15 protein-coding genes are annotated in these 19,399 nt (G+C 62.7%); 13 read left to right on the forward strand and 2 right to left on the reverse strand.

Annotation, left to right across the window (positions count from 1 at the left end):
• The first annotated feature begins 137 nt into the window (after positions 1-137).
• From D1641_RS05715 to D1641_RS05725, 3 genes are all read left to right on the forward strand, one after another.
• Positions 138-4,928, forward strand: a complete 4,791-nt coding sequence (locus D1641_RS05715) for a cytidyltransferase-related domain protein (protein WP_160663578.1) — start codon at positions 138-140, stop codon at positions 4,926-4,928.
• A gap of 345 nt (positions 4,929-5,273) precedes the next feature.
• Positions 5,274-6,575 (forward strand): lactate dehydrogenase, encoded by a 1,302-nt coding sequence (locus tag D1641_RS05720; protein ID WP_160663580.1) that lies wholly within the window; start codon positions 5,274-5,276, stop codon positions 6,573-6,575.
• A 158-nt stretch (positions 6,576-6,733) separates the two neighbouring features.
• Entirely contained in the window at positions 6,734-7,792 is a 1,059-nt protein-coding gene (locus tag D1641_RS05725; RefSeq protein ID WP_160663582.1) for an NAD(P)H-dependent oxidoreductase, read from the forward strand.
• A gap of 252 nt (positions 7,793-8,044) precedes the next feature.
• Here D1641_RS05725 and D1641_RS05730 read toward each other — a convergent pair whose 3' ends face one another.
• On the reverse strand, positions 8,045-8,233 hold the full coding sequence (locus D1641_RS05730) for a CopG family transcriptional regulator (protein WP_160663584.1): 189 nt from the start codon (positions 8,231-8,233) through the stop codon (positions 8,045-8,047).
• Between the two features lie 100 nt (positions 8,234-8,333).
• Here D1641_RS05730 and D1641_RS05735 point away from each other — a divergent pair, with 100 nt between their 5' ends.
• The 10 genes from D1641_RS05735 to rhaD all read left to right on the forward strand — a co-directional run bounded on the left by D1641_RS05735 (position 8,334) and on the right by rhaD (position 16,261).
• The gene (locus D1641_RS05735; protein WP_160663586.1) at positions 8,334-8,603 is read left to right on the forward strand and encodes a hypothetical protein; all 270 of its coding nucleotides are present in this window, start codon (positions 8,334-8,336) and stop codon (positions 8,601-8,603) included.
• 101 nt (positions 8,604-8,704) lie between these two features.
• Complete coding sequence (locus D1641_RS05740) at positions 8,705-10,300, forward strand: ATP-binding cassette domain-containing protein (protein ID WP_160663588.1); 1,596 nt, start codon at positions 8,705-8,707, stop codon at positions 10,298-10,300.
• 195 nt (positions 10,301-10,495) lie between these two features.
• Positions 10,496-10,699, forward strand: coding sequence for a helix-turn-helix transcriptional regulator (locus D1641_RS05745; protein WP_160663590.1), 204 nt, complete (start codon positions 10,496-10,498; stop codon positions 10,697-10,699).
• A complete protein-coding gene (locus D1641_RS05750) occupies positions 10,696-11,121 on the forward strand; it encodes a hypothetical protein (protein WP_160663592.1) in 426 nt (141 codons plus the stop codon). Before D1641_RS05745 ends, D1641_RS05750 begins: the two co-directional genes overlap by 4 nt.
• A 32-nt stretch (positions 11,122-11,153) precedes the next feature.
• Positions 11,154-11,582, forward strand: a complete 429-nt coding sequence (locus D1641_RS05755) for a hypothetical protein (protein ID WP_160663594.1) — start codon at positions 11,154-11,156, stop codon at positions 11,580-11,582.
• A gap of 12 nt (positions 11,583-11,594) precedes the next feature.
• On the forward strand, positions 11,595-12,011 hold the full coding sequence (locus D1641_RS05760; RefSeq protein WP_160663596.1) for a hypothetical protein: 417 nt from the start codon (positions 11,595-11,597) through the stop codon (positions 12,009-12,011).
• A 205-nt stretch (positions 12,012-12,216) separates the two neighbouring features.
• The gene (locus D1641_RS05765) at positions 12,217-12,681 is read left to right on the forward strand and encodes a hypothetical protein (protein ID WP_160663598.1); all 465 of its coding nucleotides are present in this window, start codon (positions 12,217-12,219) and stop codon (positions 12,679-12,681) included.
• Positions 12,678-13,568, forward strand: coding sequence for an RluA family pseudouridine synthase (locus tag D1641_RS05770; protein ID WP_347707392.1), 891 nt, complete (start codon positions 12,678-12,680; stop codon positions 13,566-13,568). Before D1641_RS05765 ends, D1641_RS05770 begins: the two co-directional genes overlap by 4 nt.
• An 85-nt stretch (positions 13,569-13,653) precedes the next feature.
• Positions 13,654-15,381, forward strand: coding sequence for a phospho-sugar mutase (locus D1641_RS05775; protein WP_160663600.1), 1,728 nt, complete (start codon positions 13,654-13,656; stop codon positions 15,379-15,381).
• Positions 15,382-15,448: 67 nt separating this feature from the next.
• Positions 15,449-16,261, forward strand: a complete 813-nt coding sequence (rhaD, locus tag D1641_RS05780; RefSeq protein WP_160663602.1) for a rhamnulose-1-phosphate aldolase — start codon at positions 15,449-15,451, stop codon at positions 16,259-16,261.
• Between the two features lie 42 nt (positions 16,262-16,303).
• On the opposite strand, the gene D1641_RS05785 is transcribed toward rhaD, so the two are convergent.
• The gene (locus D1641_RS05785; protein ID WP_160663604.1) at positions 16,304-19,384 is read right to left on the reverse strand and encodes a glycosyl hydrolase; all 3,081 of its coding nucleotides are present in this window, start codon (positions 19,382-19,384) and stop codon (positions 16,304-16,306) included.
• Between the last annotated feature and the right edge of the window lie 15 nt (positions 19,385-19,399).

Consider the following 19,399-nt stretch of genomic DNA (forward strand, 5'->3'; position numbering starts at 1 on the left):
GACACAAGGAAATTTTCGGCGGCGCGGCCCGGGTTTCGGGCCGGGTTTCCTCTTTCCAAACGGGCTGAACTGTGCTACAATTACCATGAAAAAATTTTGCCGCCCCGGAGGGATGGGCGGCGGGATGAGGTGGCACTATGAACAAACTGATCCGCCAGCTGAACCACGAAATTATTGAATCCCTGGCAGCCAGAAAGCCGGACAAGTTCCCCGGCCGCCGGGCTCTGCACGAGCTGCTGAAGGCTCCCGCCTGGGAGGAGGGGCTGTCCGCGCTGTTTCCCATCCGGGAGCGGCTGAGCTGCGCCCACATTCTGGAGCTGTGCGCCCCTGTTCTGGACATGATCTGCCCCGAGCCGCCGGAGAAGGGCTGGGGCCCATTCTGCTATCAGTACATCTGCCGCGTCATGTTCCCCAACAGCGGCTTTGCCCCCGAGGCCCCCCGCTGTGCCGGAGGGGCGGTATTTTACCTCACCGTCCTCCAGATTCTGCTGGACTGGGAGCGGGAGGCCCTGCCCTTCGACCCCATGCTGGACTTTGAGTTCTTATCTGAGGAGGAGTATGAGGGCTGTGACAAGGCCCGGGAGTACCGCCGCCTGATGACCGCCTGGCGGGAGGAGTTCCTCTATGAGCTGATGCGCCTGGGGATGGAGTTCACCCCCTTCAAGACCCTGAGCCACATCGCCGGCGTCCACTACATCGCCATGACCGCCGCCAGAGGGCTGGCCAAGGCGGGGGTGGAGGTGGATCTGGCCCTGATCTCCGGGGCCGCCGCCGCCCACGACCTGGGCAAATTCGGCTGCCGCCCCGGGGAGCGGGTGCCCTATCTCCACTACTACTACACCGACCAGTGGCTGCTGGAGCGGAAGATGGGGGACATCAGCCACATCGCCTCCAACCACTCCACCTGGGACCTGGAGCTGGAGTCCCTGTCGGCCGAGTCCCTGCTGCTCATCTACGCCGACTTCCGCTCCAAATCGGAGCGGGACAGGGACGGCAGCGAGGTGGTCATCCTCTATCCCCTGGACGAGTCCTTCCAGGTGATTTTGTCCAAGCTGGACAATGTGGACCGGAAAAAGCGCCGCCGTTATGAGTTCGTCTACGGCAAGCTCCACGATTTTGAGGACTACATGCGCGCCCTGGGGGTGGATGTGGACCTCACCGGCGGCCAGACGGAGCCCGCCCCCCACAAGGACCCGGCCCTCATGGGCCAGGAGGAGACCCTGAACGGACTGATCCTGCTGTCGGTGGAGCACAACCTGAAGCTGATGCACATGCTGTCCAACGAGCAGAAGTTCGGCAACATCATCGAGGGGGCCCGGTCCACCAAGAGCTGGCAGCAGCTGCGGGCCTACCTCAACGTGTTCGAGGAGTACTTTACCTATCTGTCGGTGCGGCAGAAGACCCAGGCCCTGAGCTTCCTCTATGAGCTTCTGATGCACCGTGAGGGTGACATCCGCCGTCAGGCCGGCGCCCTCATTGGTCAGATCATCGCCCGTTTCCACCTGGTCTACCGCAAGGAGGTCCCCGCCGACGCCCAGAACGACCCGGCGGAGGAGGTCCCCTTCACCCTGTGGGGCCAGTATCTGGACATGATTATCTTCCCCGACCACAAGACCACCCCCCAGCAGCGGGCCCACATCGCCTACTGTCTGAAGCTGATGATCGAGTCCATGCTGAACCACGCCCGGCCCGGGGATATCCCCCGGTTTTTGGAGATGCTGCTGCGCTACTACGCCGACCCGGAGCACACCAGCGCGGACACCGCTTTCACCCTGCTGGACGCCGCCCGGTATCTGCCCCCCAAGCACTATGACGAGGAGACCCGGGAGATGCTGGTCAACTTCGCCGCCCACTTCACCACCCTGGACGACCCCCGCCTGGTCACCGCGGCCCTCCAGTTCCTCCGGGAGACGGTGCGGAATATCCCCCGGGACCACCCCCAGATGGCCCGCATCGCCCAGATTGTGGAGGACACCCCCTCCCGCCAGCTGACCACGGTGTTTTTAAAGTGCCGCATCCTGCGCCGGGCGGGCCGGGATGTGTCCGCCCTGGAGCACACCCTGTATGACACCGATATCACCAGCGAGGTCTTTCTGGACAACCTGAAGATTGCCACCCCCTGGATTGTCAAGGTGGCCGGCGTGGAGCTGCTTCGGGACCAGGTGGAGCACGGGGTGAAGACCCACATACTCCACATCGCCACCCACTTCTCCAACCTGGTCAAGGTGTCTGAACGGGTGGGCGTGCGGCACACCGCCGGCGCCGCCCTGGTACGCACCCTGTCCCTGCTGCGCCGGGACCAGCGCAACGAGGTGGTGGTGGAGCTGGGCAAGGGCCTGGAGATGGGCCAGTATGAGATCTCCAAATACATCCCCCAATACCTGGGGGAGGCCGCCCTGTATCTCCACCCCAGCGAGCTGGACGAGCAGGTGCTCTGGCTCAAGGGGCTGCTGGGCTCCCCCAACGACTCCGCCGTGGCCGGGGCGCTGAACACCATCGCCGTGCTGCTCCAGCACTATCCGGATTATCAGCACCGCTTTCCGGAGCGGGCCGAGGTCTATGAGGCCAGGCGGCAGGAACTGCTGGGCCTGCTCCTCCAGGGGTTGGCCCACTACCGGGAGACGGTGCGGCAGGAGGCCTTGCTGGTCACCGGCAAGCTCCTCTTTGAGAGCTCCGGCCTGGATATGGAGGAGAAGGCCCGGCTGTTTGCCCTGTGCTACCGCAAGCTGCTCTTCCTGATCCAGGAGTCCCCCCGGCAGGACGGACTGACCCTGTTTTACCGGGCCTCCGCCCTGGCCCACATCAACCGCTTCATCGCCCTGCGCCGGCTGGACCACGGGCCCTTTACCTTTGAAAAGCCCCGGAAGATCGCCTTCTTCCCCGGCACCTTCGACCCCTTCACCCTGTCCCACAAGGGCATTGTCCACGCCATCCGGGACATGGGCTTCGAGGTCTATCTGGCGGTGGACGAGTTCTCCTGGTCCAAGAAGGCCCAGCCCCACCTGATCCGCCGGCAGATCGTCAACCTGTCGGTGGCGGGGGACTTCCACGTCCACCTCTTCCCCGACGACATCCCGGTGAACATCGCCAACCCCGCCGACCTGAGGCGGCTGGTAGAGCTCTTCCCCGGCCAAAAGGTCTATCTGGTGGCGGGGAGCGACGTGGTGGCCAACGCCTCCTCCTACCGGGCCGAGCCCCAGCCCTGGTCCGTCCACCAGATGAACCACGTCATCTTCCGCCGGGCGGGGGAGGCGGAGCTGCCCGCCCCGCTGCCCATCAACGGTCAGGTGATTCAGCTCCAGCTGCCCCCCCACCTGGAGGACATCAGCTCCACCCGCATCCGGGAGAACGTGGACCTGAACCGGGATATCTCCAACTTCATCGACCCGGTAATCCAGGACTTTATCTATCAGAACGGCCTCTACCTCCGTGACGGCCAGGAGAAGCCCATGCTGGACGCCGGCGAGCTGGACTTCCAGTGGATGGACACCCCCACCCCCGAGCTGCTGGCCGAGCTGGAGATCCACAACAAAAACAGCGAGCTGGTCCGAAACAGCATTGTAGAGGAGAAGGACCGGGTGATTGTCCTGGTGGAGACGGCTACCGGCCGCCGGCTGGGCCATGTCAGCTATCGGATGCTGTCCACCTCTCAGCTCTTCGCCTCCATCCCCGACCAGGAGCTGGCCAACCATGTCCGGCTCAGCTCGGGGGGCAACGTCCTGCTGATTACCTCCCTCTTTGCCGAGGAGACCGAGATGCACGGGTACTACTTCCAGCTGCTCATCAGCGAGCTGCTGGCCTACGCCCTGGAGCAGGAGTGTGTCTATGGCCTCTTCCGCCCCCACAGCCGCACCATGAGCCGGGAGCTGGAGGACCTGCTCGCCCGGCAGGGCTTTACCCCCCATCCCGGCGTGAGCATGTTCTGGGAGGTGGACATGCACGCCCCCACGGTCCTCATTCAAAACCTGGAGACCGCCATTCAGGACCCCCTGAGCCGCAACCGCCGGGTGCTGGCCGCCATCCGCCGGGGACATGAGCGGCTCCAGACCGCCCTCACCGGGCTGTATCCCGGCTCCCTGGTGCTCACCCTGTCCGCCGACACCATTCACCACAAGCTGCTGAAAAAAATCACCTCCCTGAACCATGTTCCCGAGGTCCCCACCCAGCCCAGGGTGCTGGGGGAGAGCATGTGCGTCCCCTTCGGCAAGCTGCTCCGGGGCAAGATGGTGCCCAATACCGTGACCAAGACCCTCCACACAGACAAGGTTTTTTCTCCCGACCTGCGGGAGAGCACCCTGGAGGCCTTCCCCTACTACGCCCCCATCCCCAGCCAGGTGCGCACCCTCAAGTCCTTCAACCGCCCGGTCATCCTGGTGGACGACCTGATGCACCCCGGCTTCCGCCTCAAGCGGCTGGGTCCCGTCCTGAAGCAGGAGGGAGTGCCCATCCGGATGGTGCTGGTGGGTATCCTGTCGGGATACGGAAAGGATTTGATGACATCCTGGAATCAGCCGGTGGACAGCGTCTACTTCCTGCCCCGCATCCGCCAGTGGTTTGTGGAGGCCACCCTGTACCCCTTCATCGGGGGCAACACCGTCCGGCGGCAGAGGTCTCCAGTGCCCGGACTGCTGCCCGGCATCAATCACATCCTGCCCTACGCCAGGCCCCTGTTCCAGGACGAATGCGGCCAGGAGGCCTCGCTGAATCTGTCCCGCACCTGCCTGGAGTGTTCCCTGGACCTGATCTCCACCCTGGAGCAGGAGTACCGCCTGCTCTATGGACGCAACCTCACCCTGTCCCGGCTGCCTGAGGCCATTATCCTCCCCCTGTGCCCCGACAAGGGCACCTGCCTGCACTACGACCCCAATCTGTCCGCCTCGGTCTATCTGCAAAACGACTTGGAGCAGCTGTTGAGGCAGAATCAGTGACCTGTAGGGGGCGGGCTCCGCCCCGCCCTGCCGCCGAAATCGAAAAACGGCACGCCGCCGAAAACGAAAAAACGGGGCGGCGCAGAGGCTGAAAAACGGGGCGGCGCAGAGGCTGAAAAACGGGGCGGCGCAGAGGCCGCCCCCTACCGACGGGCAAATACAATACCGGAGGGTGGCGTTACCCTGAAAAACGGCGGGCCGGGTCGTCCCGCCCTACGCCCGGCAGAATCAATGACCTGTAGGGGGCGGGCTCCGCCCCGCTCCGTCGCCGAAATCGAAAAAACGGGGCGGCACAGAGACCGCCCCCTACCGACGGATAAACACAATACCGGAAGTGATATTATCATGTATTATTACAACGTCAACGGCGCGGCCCTGGCCTCGCTGACTCCCCTGGAGGGCCTTGGCCCGGAGGTGGAGCCCTCCAACAGCTGGCGGCTCTTCGCCGCCGTTCCGGGTGACCCGGTGCTGGGCCGGGGGTCCTTCAAGGTGAACCACCCCGGCCAGCTGCTGGCCGGCCACGGTCTGGAGGCGCTGGACGCCTCCCGCCTGCCCGATCTGGACAGCACCGGTCCCTGGGGGGAGGCCCTCATGCCCCCGCCCGACTACCGCCCCATCCCCCTGATGGTGGACGAGAATGTGGAGCAGGCCATCGCCGACGGCCGGGTCACCGCCGTCAACACCAGCCGCCCCGGCTGGGAGGAGCTTTTGCGGTGGACACCTGGCTCCGGCAAAAAGCGGGTAAACATTGTGGCCATCGGCGATGTGGGCTCCACCCTCCTCACCGGGCTGAAGCTGCTGGGGGGGGATGTGATCTCCTCCATCGGCATCTGCGACCTCAGCAGCCAGATCACCGCCCGGTGGGAGTTTGAGATGGGTCAGATCAATCTGCCCTGGAACTACAACATGTTCCCCGAGGTGGAGGTCATCTCCCCGGAGGAGCTGTTTGACTGCGACATGTTTGTCTTTGTGGCCTCCAAGGGCATCCCGCCGGTGGGCTCCCAGGTGCAGGATGTGCGCATGGCCCAGTTTGAGGCCAACGCCGGCATTGTGAAGCACTACGCAAAAATGGCCCGGGAGAAGGGGTTCCGGGGGCTGTGGTGCGCCGTGTCCGACCCGGTGGACCCCCTGGCAAAGACCGCCTATCTGGAGAGCAACAAGGACGAAAACGGCAACTGGGACGGCAGGGGCCTGCGGCCCGAGCAGGTCCAGGGCTTCGGTCTGGGGGTGATGAACGCCCGGGCGGCCTACTTCGCCAAGCGGGACGAGAGGCTTGCCTCCTTCCTCACCGAGGGCCGGTCCTTCGGGCCGCACGGAACGGGGTTGTTCATCGCCAACTCCATCGACCACTACGACGAGGAACTGTCTCAGGAGCTGACTCGCCTCACCGTCACCGCCAACCTGAAAATGCGGGAGATCGGCTTCAAGCCCTATGTGGCCCCCGCCCTGTCCTCCGGGGCCCTGTCCCTGCTGCTCACCCTCCGGGGGGAGTGGCACTGCGGGTCGGTCTTCCTGGATGGGGTCTATATGGGCGTGAAAAACCGCTTCACCCCCGCCGGGGTGGAGACCGAGCTGCTGCCCCGCATCCCAGACCCCCTCTTCGGCCACATCCGGGAGGCGGCGGAGCATTTGAAGGGAATCATCTGATGCAGGGCGCGACGGGCCGCCCGATAAAACGGCGCGCCCAGTGGTCACGCCCTGCCGGCCCTCTGTAGGGGCGCATAATATGCGCCCGCCAGATCTGCGCCGGTTTCCCGCGGGCGGATGATATCCGCCCCTACACACCATGTCAGGAAGGTGGAACTATGTCCATTACACTCATTTACCCCACCCCCGACGAGGGGTGGGCGGGCCAGCGGCTGGAGGGTGTGCTGAATCGCGTCCTGGCCGGGCGGGCGGTCCGGGCGGTTCGGACGGCGAAGAAGCTGGTCAGTCTGAAGGGCCAGCGGCTGCTCTTCGCCCTGGCCCTGGGAGAGGCAGGCACCAATCTGGAGTACGTCCGGATGCTGGCCTGGCTGCGGAAGGAGCCCAACCTGCTGGCCGGCTGCACCGCCGGGCTCATTGTAGACGGGGCGGGGGAGCTGTACACCAAATCCGTCGCCGCCGAGGCCGCCCTGGCCTTGAACAGGGCGGGCTGCGCCCTGGTGGGCCGGCCCCTGGTGGAGGCCACCGGCTCTCTGGCTAACTTTGAGGTCCAGGCCAAAAACCTGGGCACCGACCGGATGGGGGCCTACCGGGCCGCCGCCGGGGAGCTGGCGGAGCGGGTGGAGACAGAGACCCTTCCCAAAAGAGAGCGGCCCAATGTGCTGGTCCTCCACGCCTCCAGCCACCACACCTCCAACACCATGGACCTGTGGTCCAGAGTCCGGGAGAGGCTGGAGGGCCGGTGTGACATCCAGGAGATCGGCCTGCGCAACGGAACGCTCTCCGACTGCTCCGGCTGCCCCTACACCATGTGCCTCCACTTCGGCGAGAAGGGGGGATGCTTCTACGGCGGCGTGATGCAGAACGAGGTCTATCCCGCCGTCCGCACGGCGGACGCCCTGGTGCTGCTGTGCCCCAACTATAACGATGCCCTGCCCGCCAACCTCACCGCCTGCGTCAACCGCCTTACCGCCCTGTTCCGCCAGACCCGGTTCTATGACAAGGCGGTCTTTGCCATTGTGGTCTCGGGCTACTCCGGGGGAGACGCGGTGGCCCGGCAGGTGATCGACGCCATGAACATGAACAAATCATTCTACCTCCCCCCGAATTTTGCCCTGATTGAGACGGCCAATTTCCCCGGACAGGCCCTGAACCTGCCCGGCATTCAGACCCGGCTGGAGGACTTTGGCCGGAATATATTGGAGGCGCTGTGCCTGTAATGAGACAGAAAAATTCCCCTGACGCGGAAGCTCCGGAGGAGCGGCGTCAGGGGAATTACTGCTTTGGGCGTGCGGTCATGAAATAACGGCCGAGAGGGGACTCGGCCGTTATCGCTGGGAAAATATGCACAGGCGGTCTTTCGACCAAGGACAGTATACCACAATATCCAGAATCCGGCAAGAGGGAAAATGTGAATTTATAAAAGATTTTTTCGAGAAATGTCAAAAAACAGGGAAATTATGAATAATTATTCACTCGGACTCTATTTTTATACGAGGGAGGGCATATTCCAGCATGAGACTGATCACTTCGTTCCGGCTGTGACCTGTACTTTTTACGATCTCCTCGATGCCTTGAAGTGTCCGTTCTTTAATTCTAACGGTAATATTGCGGTGCCCGTCGTCTCCACGCACTTTAATTGTCAGCATTTCATCCAGCATAGGACAACCCTCCTAACAAATAAAGTTTACTCTTGCATATAAAGTAAATATATATTATAATGTGAATGTATTATAATTATACAATGAATGGAGTACAAGTATGTTAAAAAAAGAAGAATTCCCGATTTCAACCACTCTGTATCATGCTGAGCTGGGCAGAATGGTGGCGGACTATGTGGGGCGGATCGATCCGGATGTGCTTCAGTCTGCTATAGAGAGCCGGGCGGTTCAGACCCTGGAGGCCATCCGCTGTATTCTGAATAACAGCCAGCTGGATGACCCGGGGTGCTTCCAGCGCATCGATACGCTGGTCAAGCTCTTTTTTCAGGAGCTGGAGGTAAATGTGAATCGGCACAGTGAATATGATTAAGGGAAAAAAGGCGGCGCTTTTGTGAAAAAAACGCTGTCTTTTTTTCCGGTTATGTGGTATGATGGTCAGCGAATATTTTGAGCTTCAAAAGGAGAACGACTATGATCACCGTCACCGACCTGAGCCTGAACTACAGCGGCACCCCGCTGTTTTCCCATGTGGATTTGCAGTTCCTCCGGGGCAACTGCTACGGCATCATCGGCGCCAACGGCGCCGGCAAGTCCACCTTCCTGAAGATTCTGTCCGGCGAGCTGGAGTCCACCTCCGGCCAGGTGTCCATCCTGCCCAACATCCGCATGTCCGTTTTGAAGCAGGACCAGAACGCCTACGACGCCTACAACGTGATGGACACCGTCATCATGGGCAACCAGCGGCTCTACGATGTGGGCAAGGAGAAGGAGGCCCTCTACGCCAAGGAGGAGATGACTGACGAGGACGGGATGCTGGCCTGTCAGCTGGAGGAGGAGTACGCCGAGCTGGGGGGCTGGGAGGCGGAGAGCGACGCCAGCCGCATCCTTCAGGGCCTGGGGCTGGGCACCGAGCTGCACTACAACGATATGGCCACCCTGGATGCCCGGCTGAAGGTGAAGGTGCTGCTGGCCCAGGCCCTCTTCGGCAGTCCCGACCTGCTGATGATGGACGAGCCCACCAACAACCTGGACATTGACGCCGTCAACTGGCTGGAGGACTTTCTGCTGGACTTTGAGGGCACCGTGATCGTGGTCTCTCACGACCGGCACTTCCTCAACACTGTCTGTACCCACATTGTGGACATCGACTACGGCAAAATCAAGATGTATGTGGGCAACTACGACTTCTGGTATGAGTCCTCTCAGCTGGTCCAGCAGCTTATCAAGAGCCAGAACAAGCGCAACGAGGAGAAGATCAAGGAGCTGCAGGAGTTCATCTCCCGGTTCTCCGCCAACAAGTCCAAGAGCAAGCAGGCCACCGCCCGGCGCAAGCTCCTGGACAAGCTCACCGTGGAGGAGATGCCCGCCTCCTCCCGCCGCTACCCCTGGGTGGGCTTCTCCCCCGACCGGGAGGTGGGCAAGGACATCCTCTTTGTCACCGACGTGTCCAAGACCATCGATGGGGTGAAGGTGCTGGACAAGGTGTCCTTCATCGTGGGCCACGACGAGAAGATCGCCTTCGTGGGGGACAACGAGAACGCCCACACCGCCCTGTTCAAGATTCTGGCCGGGGAGCTGGAGCCCGACGAGGGGACGGTGAAGTGGGGCCAGACGGCCACCTTCTCCTACTTCCCCAAGGACAACACCCCCTACTTCCAGGAGAATGACGACGACCTGGTCCAGTGGCTGCGCCAGTTCTCCCCCGACCCCCAGGAGCAGTATCTCCGGGGCTTTTTGGGCCGGATGCTCTTCTCCGGGGACGAGGTCCACAAGCCGGTGAAGGTCCTGTCCGGCGGTGAGAAGGTGCGGTGTATGCTGTCCCGGATGATGCTGTCCGGGGCCAACGTCCTCATGCTGGACCAGCCCACCAACCACCTGGACCTGGAGTCCATCGCCGCCCTGAACAAGGGGCTGGAGGCCGTCAAGTGCAACGTGCTGGTGGCCTCCCACGACCATCAGCTCATTCAGACCGTGTGTAACCGGGTCTTTGACTTCACCGCCGACGGAAAGCTCATCGACCGGAAGATGAGCTACGACGAGTATCTGGAGAGCCAGAAAATACAGTGAGTTTTTTATGAGGCTGCCCGTTTGGGCGGCCTCAAATTTTTTGCAAAAAAATGTAAAGCTCCCTTGACACGAAATGTAAAGCGTGCTATACTACGGACAGTAAAGCACGCTTTACACCCACCCGCACATAGCCCTGTATTCCTGCCCTTCGGGCGGGAGTACAAAATTTACTTTTGTATATAAGGAGGTGGTCTGGTGACCAACCGTATCGCTGAATTGCGCAAAGCCCGGAAAATCTCTCAGGCGGAGCTGGCCGACGGGGTGGACGTCACCCGGCAGACCATCATCTCCCTGGAGAGCGGCCGGTACAACGCCTCTCTGCTGCTGGCCCACAAAATAGCGAAGTATTTTGGGCTGACCATCGAGGAGGTATTTCTGTTTGAGGAGGAGACAACATGAAGCTGTTGAAAAGTAACGCGATGCAGGACGATTTGATCCGCTTGGGGTCAATGTTGGGACTCAGCATTTACCTTGTGACCAAGGCGGGGGCCGGACAGTGGGAGAAAAACATGGCGGTTACAGGGCTTTGGCTTGTTATTATTACAGCGCTCCTGGGATTTTGGCAGATATGGCGGGACAAGCGCATGACCCCGGAAGAGAAGCGGGAAGCGGAGCGGGAAAAGCGTGATGAGCGCAGCCGGATGATTCAGGACAGGGCAATGCGGAATTGCTGGAGCCTGGAGGACGCTGTGCTGATTATCGCGACGATTGTATTCGTTTTTAGAAACCAGCCGTCTGTGTACAGCATTTTGTACCTGGTCCTGGTCGTCCGGGAGCTGGCCTGTGTTGCCACCCGCTGGTGGCTGGAGCGGAAATATTAAGACGCGGTAATTCTGTTTGAGGAGGAGATGACATGAGACAACGCTATGGAAAACCGTCGAAATGGGATTGGACCCTGGCGGCGGGGGCTCTTCTGGCCGGACTGCTTCTGCTGCTCCCCTTTGTCCCCGCCCTTCTGCGGGAGAAGCTGCCTGTGGTTTTGATTCCCGTCGGCGTGGGTCTGCTGGTGATGAATGCCTTTTCCCTTGCGTATTACAAGAGCCTGCCGGAGGAGGAACAGAAGGAGCGCAGCCGGGCGGACCGGGACGAGCGGAACGACATGATTCGGGGGAAGGCCGCCTGTGTCGTTCTGGATTTGGAAACCGGGCTTTGGGTGGTCCTGCTGTTTGTGTACGGCCTCTATCAGGAGAACCGGGATATTTTCACCCTGCTGATCTGGGTCAATCTCTTTCGGATATGCGCGATTGGGCTTACCCGCTGGTGGGTCAGCCGGAAGTATTGAGGAGGTTTTGTTATGAAGGATTTTTTGAAAAAGATATTCCCCTACGTGATGTTTGCAGCCGCTCTTGCCTTGATTCTCGCCGCGTTCCTGCTGGGGGAGCGTGTCCCGGAGCAGCTCAGCCTTGCCATGTTCACCCTGGGCGGTGTGCTGATGGGCTTCGGGGCGGTTGGAATCGCGCTAAGCCGCATCCGGATGTCCCCGGAACAGCAAAAAGAGTATGAGCGGGGCGAGCGTGACGAGCGCAACGTGGCCATCCGGGAGAAGGCTGCCATGTCCTCCTGGTACTGGACGCTGTACATGCTGTGGGCGGCGTTCATGGTCATCCAGATCTTTGTGGGCGGCCTGTGGGGGGTGGCCATCTCGGTGGTCATCGTCCTCCACTGCACCTTCTATATGATTAACATCCATCGGTGGAATAAAAAGATGTGAGGGAACCGTGTGTAGGGCGGGACGACCCGTCCCGCCGTTTCCCCGTCCCGCAGGCGAAAAAGCCTCCCTTCGCAAAGGGAGGTGGCATTTGCGAAGCAAATGACGGAGGGTTTTCCCCGAAAATCCCCACCCGGCTTCGCCGGGAGCCCCCTTGCGAAGGGGGCCTTATGGTACAAACCTGTAAATATGGAAGGAGAACTGAAACATGCTGATAAAACAACTTTTGACCGGAAACGGGGACTACGGCAAGTCCCTGAAGCAGCGCCGCTGGGCGGCCATCGCCATGCTGTGCATCGGGCTGGTGGGCTTTGCCTGCTGGTTTCTGCTGGTGCCAAACAGCCCCCTGTCCGAGCACGCCCAGGGCTTCTATCTGGGGGCGGCCAGCGGCATCACCGCCGGGGCGCTGGTGCTGCTGATCCGCACCCAGTACCTCATCACCCACCCCCAGGCCCAGCGGAAGGCGAAAATCAAGGAGACCGACGAGCGGGAACGGAAAATCGTCCATACCGCCTTTGAGGTGGCGGGCGGAGTGACCTTCTTCGCCTCGGCGGCGGCACTGTTTGTGGTGCTGCCCTTGAGTATGGACGCCTTTCGAGCCCTGCTGGCGGTCATGACCCTGTTCTGCCTCGCGTTCGTGACCGCCAACGCCTGGCTGTCCAAAAAGCTGTGAGCCGGCGGCTGGAGCTGACCGTTACCCCCGAGCTGGCGGGGGTCAAGGTGGACACCCTGCTCCGGAAGCGGATGGGCCTTTCGGGGACGGTGGTAAAGCGCATCAAGTGGCTGGAGGACGGCATCCTGGCCGACGGGGCGCGGGTCTACACCGATTTCCGGCCGGCGGCGGGACAGGTGCTCTCCGTGCGGCTGGACGACCCGGACCGGCGCAGCGGCATTCTCCCGGCGCCGGGGCCGCTGGACATCGTCTATGAGGATTTGGACGTGATTGTCCTCAACAAGGCCCCAGGGGTGTCCGTCCACCCGGGGCCGGGGCACTTTGACGATACGCTAGGTAATTTTCTCCTCTATCATTACGATGAGGAGGGGGAAACTGCCGATTTTCACCCCGTCCACCGGCTGGACCGGGGGACCAGCGGGCTGATGGTCGCCGCCAAGCACCCCCACGCCCAGGAGGTGCTGAAAAATCAGCTCCACACGGATGCCTTCCGCCGGGTCTATCTGGCGGTGTGTGAGGGCGTCCCGGAGCCCCCCGCCGGGGTGATCGACGCCCCTCTGGGCCCCCGCCCCGGCTCCCTCATGGAGCAGATGGTCCGGCCCGACGGCAAGTCCGCCCGGACGAGGTACGGGGTTCTGCGGCGCTGGGGGGACCGGGCCCTGGTGAGCCTGGAGCTGGAGACGGGCCGCACCCACCAGATCCGGGTCCATATGGCCCACATCGGCCACCCCCTCACTGGGGATTTCCTCTACGGGACGGAGGACCGGAGCCTCATCTCCCGCCCCGCCCTCCACTCGGGGTATCTGTCCTTCCTCCACCCCATTACAAAAGAAAAACAGCAGTTTGCCGTCCCCCTGCCCCAGGACATGGCCGGGCTGAAGCTGTAATTTTTGACAAAAATATCTGGAAATCCTATCCCCTCTGTGGTACAATAGCATGTGTAAAATTTTAACCGCAGGAGGTAATGTGATTATGTCCTATCGCGATACTTATGAGGCCTGGCTGGTCAGCTCCGCCCTGTCCAACCAGGAGAAAGCCGAGCTGGAGGCCATCAAAAACGACGACAAGGAGATCGAATCCCGGTTCTTCTCCCAGCTGGAGTTCGGCACCGCCGGTCTCCGGGGCACTATGGGCGCCGGCACCTACCGGATGAACGTCCACGTCATCCGCCACGCCACCCAGGCCTTTGCCCAGGTCATCCTGGAGGAGGGCCCCAAGGCCGTCAAGCGGGGGGTCGCCATCTGCTTCGACTGCCGGAACAACTCCGATGTCTTTGCCCGGGAGGCCGCCTGCGTCATGGCGGGCAACGGCATTCCTGTCCGCCTGTTTGAGGCCCTGCGCCCCACCCCCGAGCTGTCCTTCGCCATCCGGGAGTACGGCTGCATCGCCGGCATCAACGTCACCGCCAGCCACAACCCCAAGGAGTACAACGGCTATAAGGTCTACTGGGAGGACGGCGCTCAGCTGCCCCCCAAGCACGCCGACGAGGTGGCAAAGAAGATGCAGGAGCTGGACGTCTTTGCCTGCGTGAAGAAGGCTGATTATGATCAGGCCGTGTCCGAGGGTAAGATTGTCCTCATGGGCGCGGAGACCGACGAGAAGTTCCTGGCAAACGCCCTGGCTCAGGCCATCGACATCCAGGCGGTGGAAAAGGTGGCCGACACCTTCAAGATGGTGTACACCCCCTTCCACGGCACCGGATATAAGCTGATCCCCGAGGCCCTGCGCCGGCTGGGCATGAAGCACGTCATCTGCGTCCCTGAGCAGATGGTCATCGACGGCAACTTCCCCACTGTAAAATCCCCCAACCCGGAGAACCCGGAGGGCTTCTACCTGGCGGTGGACATCGCCAAAAAGGAGGGGGCCGACTTTATCCTGGGCTCCGACCCCGACGCCGACCGGGTGGGCATCATGGTCAACGTGGGCGGCGGCGAGTTCAAGGTGCTCACCGGCAACCAGACCGGCGTGCTGCTGCTGGACTACCTCATCGGGGCCATGAAGCGCACCGGCCGCCTGCCCGCCAATCCCGTGGCCCTCAAGACCATCGTTACCACCGAGATGGCCCGGAAGGTGGCCGAGGTCAACGGCCTGAAGTGCTTCGACACCTTCACCGGCTTCAAATTCCTGGCCCAGAAAAAGGACCAGCTGGAGAGCAGCGGCGAGGGGAACGTGATTATGTCCTATGAGGAGAGCTACGGCTATATGCTGGGCTCCTTCGTCCGGGATAAGGATGCCGTCACTGCCGCCGTGGCCCTCAGCGAGATGGCCGCCTGGTACGCCGGCCAGGGGATGACCCTGTACGACGCCCTGCTGGCCCTGTATGACAAGTACGGCTTCTACAGTGAGAAGACCTGCAACCTGGTCATGCCCGGCCTGGACGGTCTCAAAAAGATGGCCGGGCTCATGGCAAACCTGCGGGAGAAGCCCCCGGTGGAGATCGCCGGCGTGGCTGTCAAGGAGCAGAAGGACTATAAGGACGGCAGCGTGGTCTGCGTGGAGTGCGGCAAGAGGTCCCGGATGGAGCTGTCCGGCTCCAACGTGCTGCGCTACGAGATGGCCGACGGCACCAGCCTGATCGTCCGGCCCTCCGGCACCGAGCCCAAGGTCAAGGTCTACATCCTGGCTAACGGCGCGTCCAGGGAGGAGGCCGAGGCCAAGGTAGCCAAGTACGCCGCCTGGGCCGAGAGCCTGAAGGGCTGAGCAAGCTGAAAATGTCCGCTCCCCCGGCAGGGAGCGGACATTTACTGGATATTTTGGAGGAGAGAGCATGAAGGATATCTTGAACGCGCCCTTTGTGACGGAGATGATCCGCACCACCGCCAGCATGTACGGCCAGGGCTGGGACGAGCGCAACGGCGGCAACATCAGCCTGATGCTGGACCGGGGGCAGGCGGAGGAATATGTGGACCCCGGCCAGGTCCTGCGGACCATCCCAACCGGCTTCTCCGCGCCCGAGCTGGAGGGCCGGGATTTTCTGGTCACCGGAACGGGGAAGTACTTCAAAAACGTGCGGTATGAGCCGGAGGCGGACCTGGGACTGGTCCGGCTGACAGAGGGCGGCACCCAGGCCCAGCTGCTATGGGGGTACTCTGACGGGGGAAGCTTCACCTCGGAATTTCCCACCCACATGATGAGCCACGCCGCCCGGCTGAGGACCGACCCGGAGAACCGGGTGGTCATGCACTGCCACCCGGTGAACCTGCTGGCTATGACCTATGTCCACCCGCTGGACGACCGGGCCTTTACCCGCACCCTGTGGCAGATGTCCACCGAGTGCCTGGTGGTGTTTCCCGACGGAGTGAACGTGCTGCCCTGGATGCTCTGCGGCACCACCCAGATCGGCGAGGCAACCGCGGAGAAGATGACCACCGCCCGACTGGTGGTCTGGGCCCAGCACGGCATCTACGGCGCGGGCCGGAATCTGGACGAGACCTTCGGCCTGATCGAGACGGCGGAGAAGGCGGCAGAGGTCTATCTGAAAATCGCCCACCTGCCCCGGCTCCACACCATCACCGACGAGCAGCTGCACCTGCTGGAGCAGCGGTATAGCGTGAGGGCCCGGCCAGGCTTTCTGGACTGAAAAGGAGATCGGGTCCCCGTCCAAAAGGACGGGGACCCGATTTTACCTTTTGATGAGCTTGACCTGGCCCAACAGGCCATAGGGGTGGAGAACACAGTCCGGGGTGTACAGAGCTCCCTCAGTGCGGAAGTCCGCCCAGCTGATCCGAGTACAGCCTGTGTATTTCTGGTGGAGGGGCCCGAACAGGTTCCGGGGGGTGCCCACCAGCCGGAGATCAATGGAGTTTTCCCTGTCCTCCAGAAGGGCGGTGATGTCCAGGGTGTTGTAGCCCGCGCCGAACAGGTGGCCGGCGGCCTGTCCGTTGACCGTGACCTGGACCAGGGCGGCGGAGTGGGCCTCCAGGGTCAGGATAATCCGGCCCTCCGACGGACAGCAGGGGGGCGCGGTGAAGTGGTAGACCATGTCGCCGGGGTAGTGGCAGTAGCCCTGGGCGCACCAGTCGCCGAAATGGAGCCTGTCCGGTTCCCGGACAATCTCCCGGGCCAGATTGACCCCGAAATCGCCGATGATGAACAGGTCCTCCAGCTCCAGGTGGCCCCGGTAGGCCCCCCGGATGAGAAGCTCGTTCTCCCCCGGGACCAGCTCGGGCAGAGTCAGGGTGCGGATGGCCCTGTCCACATACCAGCCGCCGTCCTCCTGGCAGAGGACACCGTTGCACAGCACCTCCAGCCCCTCCGGGGCCTCCATAGCCAGGCGGCAGGGGGTGTCCGGCGTCTCCCAGACCTGGAAGGTCAGCCGCAGGGCGAAGGGGACGCCGGCCTTGTTTTTCTCCTTCTCCACCCACAGGTAGCGCATGGGGGCGCCGTTGTAGTAGACCTGCTGCATCCCCAGAGCCTCCCGGATTTCCTTCTGGGCCCGCCACAGCTCCATGTCGGGGGAGAAGCCGGAGCCCGCCAGGCTGTATGCGCAGAGGTCCAGCACCAGGGCGTTGGGCATAGTCCGGGTGAAGGGGGCGGAGGGGCCCAGAAGGGCGAAGAGGGGCTCGCTGCGGTGGGGGTGCTCATAGGGCGGGGAGATGGACAGGGGGTGGTCCGCTCCTCCCGCCCGGAGGAAGTAGACCTTGCTGTAGGCCGGAGGCAGGGTGTCGGCAAAGACGGTGCTTCCCCCCTCCTGCCCGGCGGTGACAGGGCGGGATTTGCCGGTCCAGGGATCGTACTCCTCCACCTCATATCCCCCAGGGAGGGTGAGCTTCACCCAGTGGGACTCCCTCCTGTCGTGGTTCACCGCCAGAAGCAGCCGGTCCTCCCCCACCTGTCGGAGCATGGAAAGCAGCTCCGTATCCTCCTGCCCCAGCTGGTTGGTGATGGAGAGAGGCCGGGGAGAGAGGCGGTCCAGCTCCCGGAGGAGGTCCTCCAGGCTGTCCGCACGGGAGAAGGAATACCGCTCAAGCAGGGCGGCGGCCCGGTTTCCGGGGCGGCCTTCGGTCATCCCGGGCAGCTCGCCCATCCAGATCAGCCTTCCGCCCCCCTTCAGGTACTCCTCCAGCAGCTCCATGGTGGAGCGGAACAGGGAGCAAACCTTGGGGACGATGACGGTGGTGTAGGACGCCTCTCCCACGGTGAGGACGCCCCCCTCCGCCCGGCCCTTCTCGGCCAGGATGGTCTCATCCCCGAAGTCGAAGTCCCGGTGAGCCCGGAACAGGGCCTCGGCCAGCCGGTTGCAGGCCTCCCCCTCCACGTTGAGAGCGGTGATATGGGGGTCTGACCAGCCGGTATTCATGTCCACGTGGGACAGGTCCTCCTCCGGGGCGCTGGCACATTTGGTCCACAGGGAGGAGATGGGGTGGAGGACCAGGATGCTCCGCACCGGCCTGCCTGCGGAGGTGCAGGCGGACAGACGGGCGAAGTAGTCCTCCATCAGACGGTTGTACTGCCACCAGGAGCTCTGGTAGTTGAATACCGGCGGGTAGTCCCGCTTCCGGCAGCCGGCGATGGAGTAGAGCATCATGTGCTGGCACCGGCGGGTCACCCCAAGGGCAAACTGCCAGTCCCCCAGCCACTTCTGGCCTTCAAAGTCAAAGGCCCAGCCGGTGCAGCCGTAGGTCTCGGAGACCACGCTTTTCCGGCCATACTGATTGGCCACGCTGGTGCACTGCTTCACCGTCAGATACTCCCGGGACTGCTCCCCCAGAATGTCGATGCCGGGGCAGTGGAGATAGCGGTATTGGGGCATGGCCGCCCCGCAGACCCGGATGTTGTAGCCCAGGTCGTTCTCATAGAGCATGTGGCCGGTGAGGGACAGGCCCTGCTCCCCGCACCAGTCGTAGAGCTGCTTCATGTACCGCTCGCCGAACAGCTCCGACAGGGTGCGCCAGTAGTCGTGGCGGATCATGGAGCTGTCCGGGCCGTCGAAGAACAGCAGGGGGAGGCAGGCCTCCGGATCGTAGCCCCGGCGGCGGATGAACTCCGGGATAAAGTCCTCCGTCCAGGGCAGCCAGGGCCGGCCGGGGGTGAAGGCGCTGTAAAAGTCGCAGAAGTTGGGCTCATCCGTAAAGAAGCCCTTGACCGTGGAGCCGAATTTTGGGGCGAAACGCTCCCGGTATCTCTCGTGGGTGAGGGCGATGAACTGCCTCACCGCGCCGGCACTCAGATTGTCGCCAGGGGCGGAGCCGTTGTACCACTCGCTGCTGTCCGAGCGCTCCCGGCGGAGGATGAGCAGGGTGCCGCCGCCGCCAAAGCGCCGGATGGTCCTTCCCTCCAGCTCCACCTGGCAGGCTGCCACCACATCCTCCCCCAGCTCCGGCGCGGAGCCACAGGGGACAACCTCCAGGGTGAGGGCCTTCGCGGTGTTCCCCTCCGGGTCGGCGGCGGACACCATCCCCCCGGCGCTGCCGGAGGGCCATTTGTCCTCGTCATAAATCCACAGCTCCAGGCCGGACTCCTCCGCCTGCTCCGCGGCGGCGGACACGTCCTCCATCCACTCCTCTGAGAGATAGGGGGTCTCCAGCCCCTCCCGGGAGTGGATGAAGCAGCCCCCCAGACCCTTGTCCGCCATGTCCCGGACCTGGGAGGCCAGCTCCTCCCGGTCCAGCCGGCTGTTCCAGCCCCAAAAGGGGGCGCTGCGCAGGGCTCTGTCCGGGTCCTCCAGCTGCCGGCGCAGCTGGTCAAGTTCACAGTGTTCCATAACAATTCTCCTTGG

The sequence above is a fragment of the Colidextribacter sp. OB.20 genome (assembly GCF_009911595.1).
Classification (GTDB): domain Bacteria; phylum Bacillota; class Clostridia; order Oscillospirales; family Oscillospiraceae; genus Lawsonibacter.

Coding starts and splice junctions, on each gene's coding strand:
- D1641_RS05740 (WP_160663588.1), top strand. CDS start 8,705: ATGATCACCGTCACCGACCTGAGCCTGAACTACAGCGGCACCCCGCTG.
- D1641_RS05765 (WP_160663598.1), top strand. CDS start 12,217: ATGCTGATAAAACAACTTTTGACCGGAAACGGGGACTACGGCAAGTCC.
- rhaD (WP_160663602.1), top strand. CDS start 15,449: ATGAAGGATATCTTGAACGCGCCCTTTGTGACGGAGATGATCCGCACC.
- D1641_RS05785 (WP_160663604.1), bottom strand. CDS start 19,384: ATGGAACACTGTGAACTTGACCAGCTGCGCCGGCAGCTGGAGGACCCG.
- D1641_RS05725 (WP_160663582.1), top strand. CDS start 6,734: ATGTCCATTACACTCATTTACCCCACCCCCGACGAGGGGTGGGCGGGC.
- D1641_RS05715 (WP_160663578.1), top strand. CDS start 138: ATGAACAAACTGATCCGCCAGCTGAACCACGAAATTATTGAATCCCTG.
- D1641_RS05760 (WP_160663596.1), top strand. CDS start 11,595: ATGAAGGATTTTTTGAAAAAGATATTCCCCTACGTGATGTTTGCAGCC.
- D1641_RS05730 (WP_160663584.1), bottom strand. CDS start 8,233: ATGCTGGATGAAATGCTGACAATTAAAGTGCGTGGAGACGACGGGCAC.
- D1641_RS05750 (WP_160663592.1), top strand. CDS start 10,696: ATGAAGCTGTTGAAAAGTAACGCGATGCAGGACGATTTGATCCGCTTG.
- D1641_RS05720 (WP_160663580.1), top strand. CDS start 5,274: ATGTATTATTACAACGTCAACGGCGCGGCCCTGGCCTCGCTGACTCCC.
- D1641_RS05775 (WP_160663600.1), top strand. CDS start 13,654: ATGTCCTATCGCGATACTTATGAGGCCTGGCTGGTCAGCTCCGCCCTG.
- D1641_RS05755 (WP_160663594.1), top strand. CDS start 11,154: ATGAGACAACGCTATGGAAAACCGTCGAAATGGGATTGGACCCTGGCG.
- D1641_RS05735 (WP_160663586.1), top strand. CDS start 8,334: ATGTTAAAAAAAGAAGAATTCCCGATTTCAACCACTCTGTATCATGCT.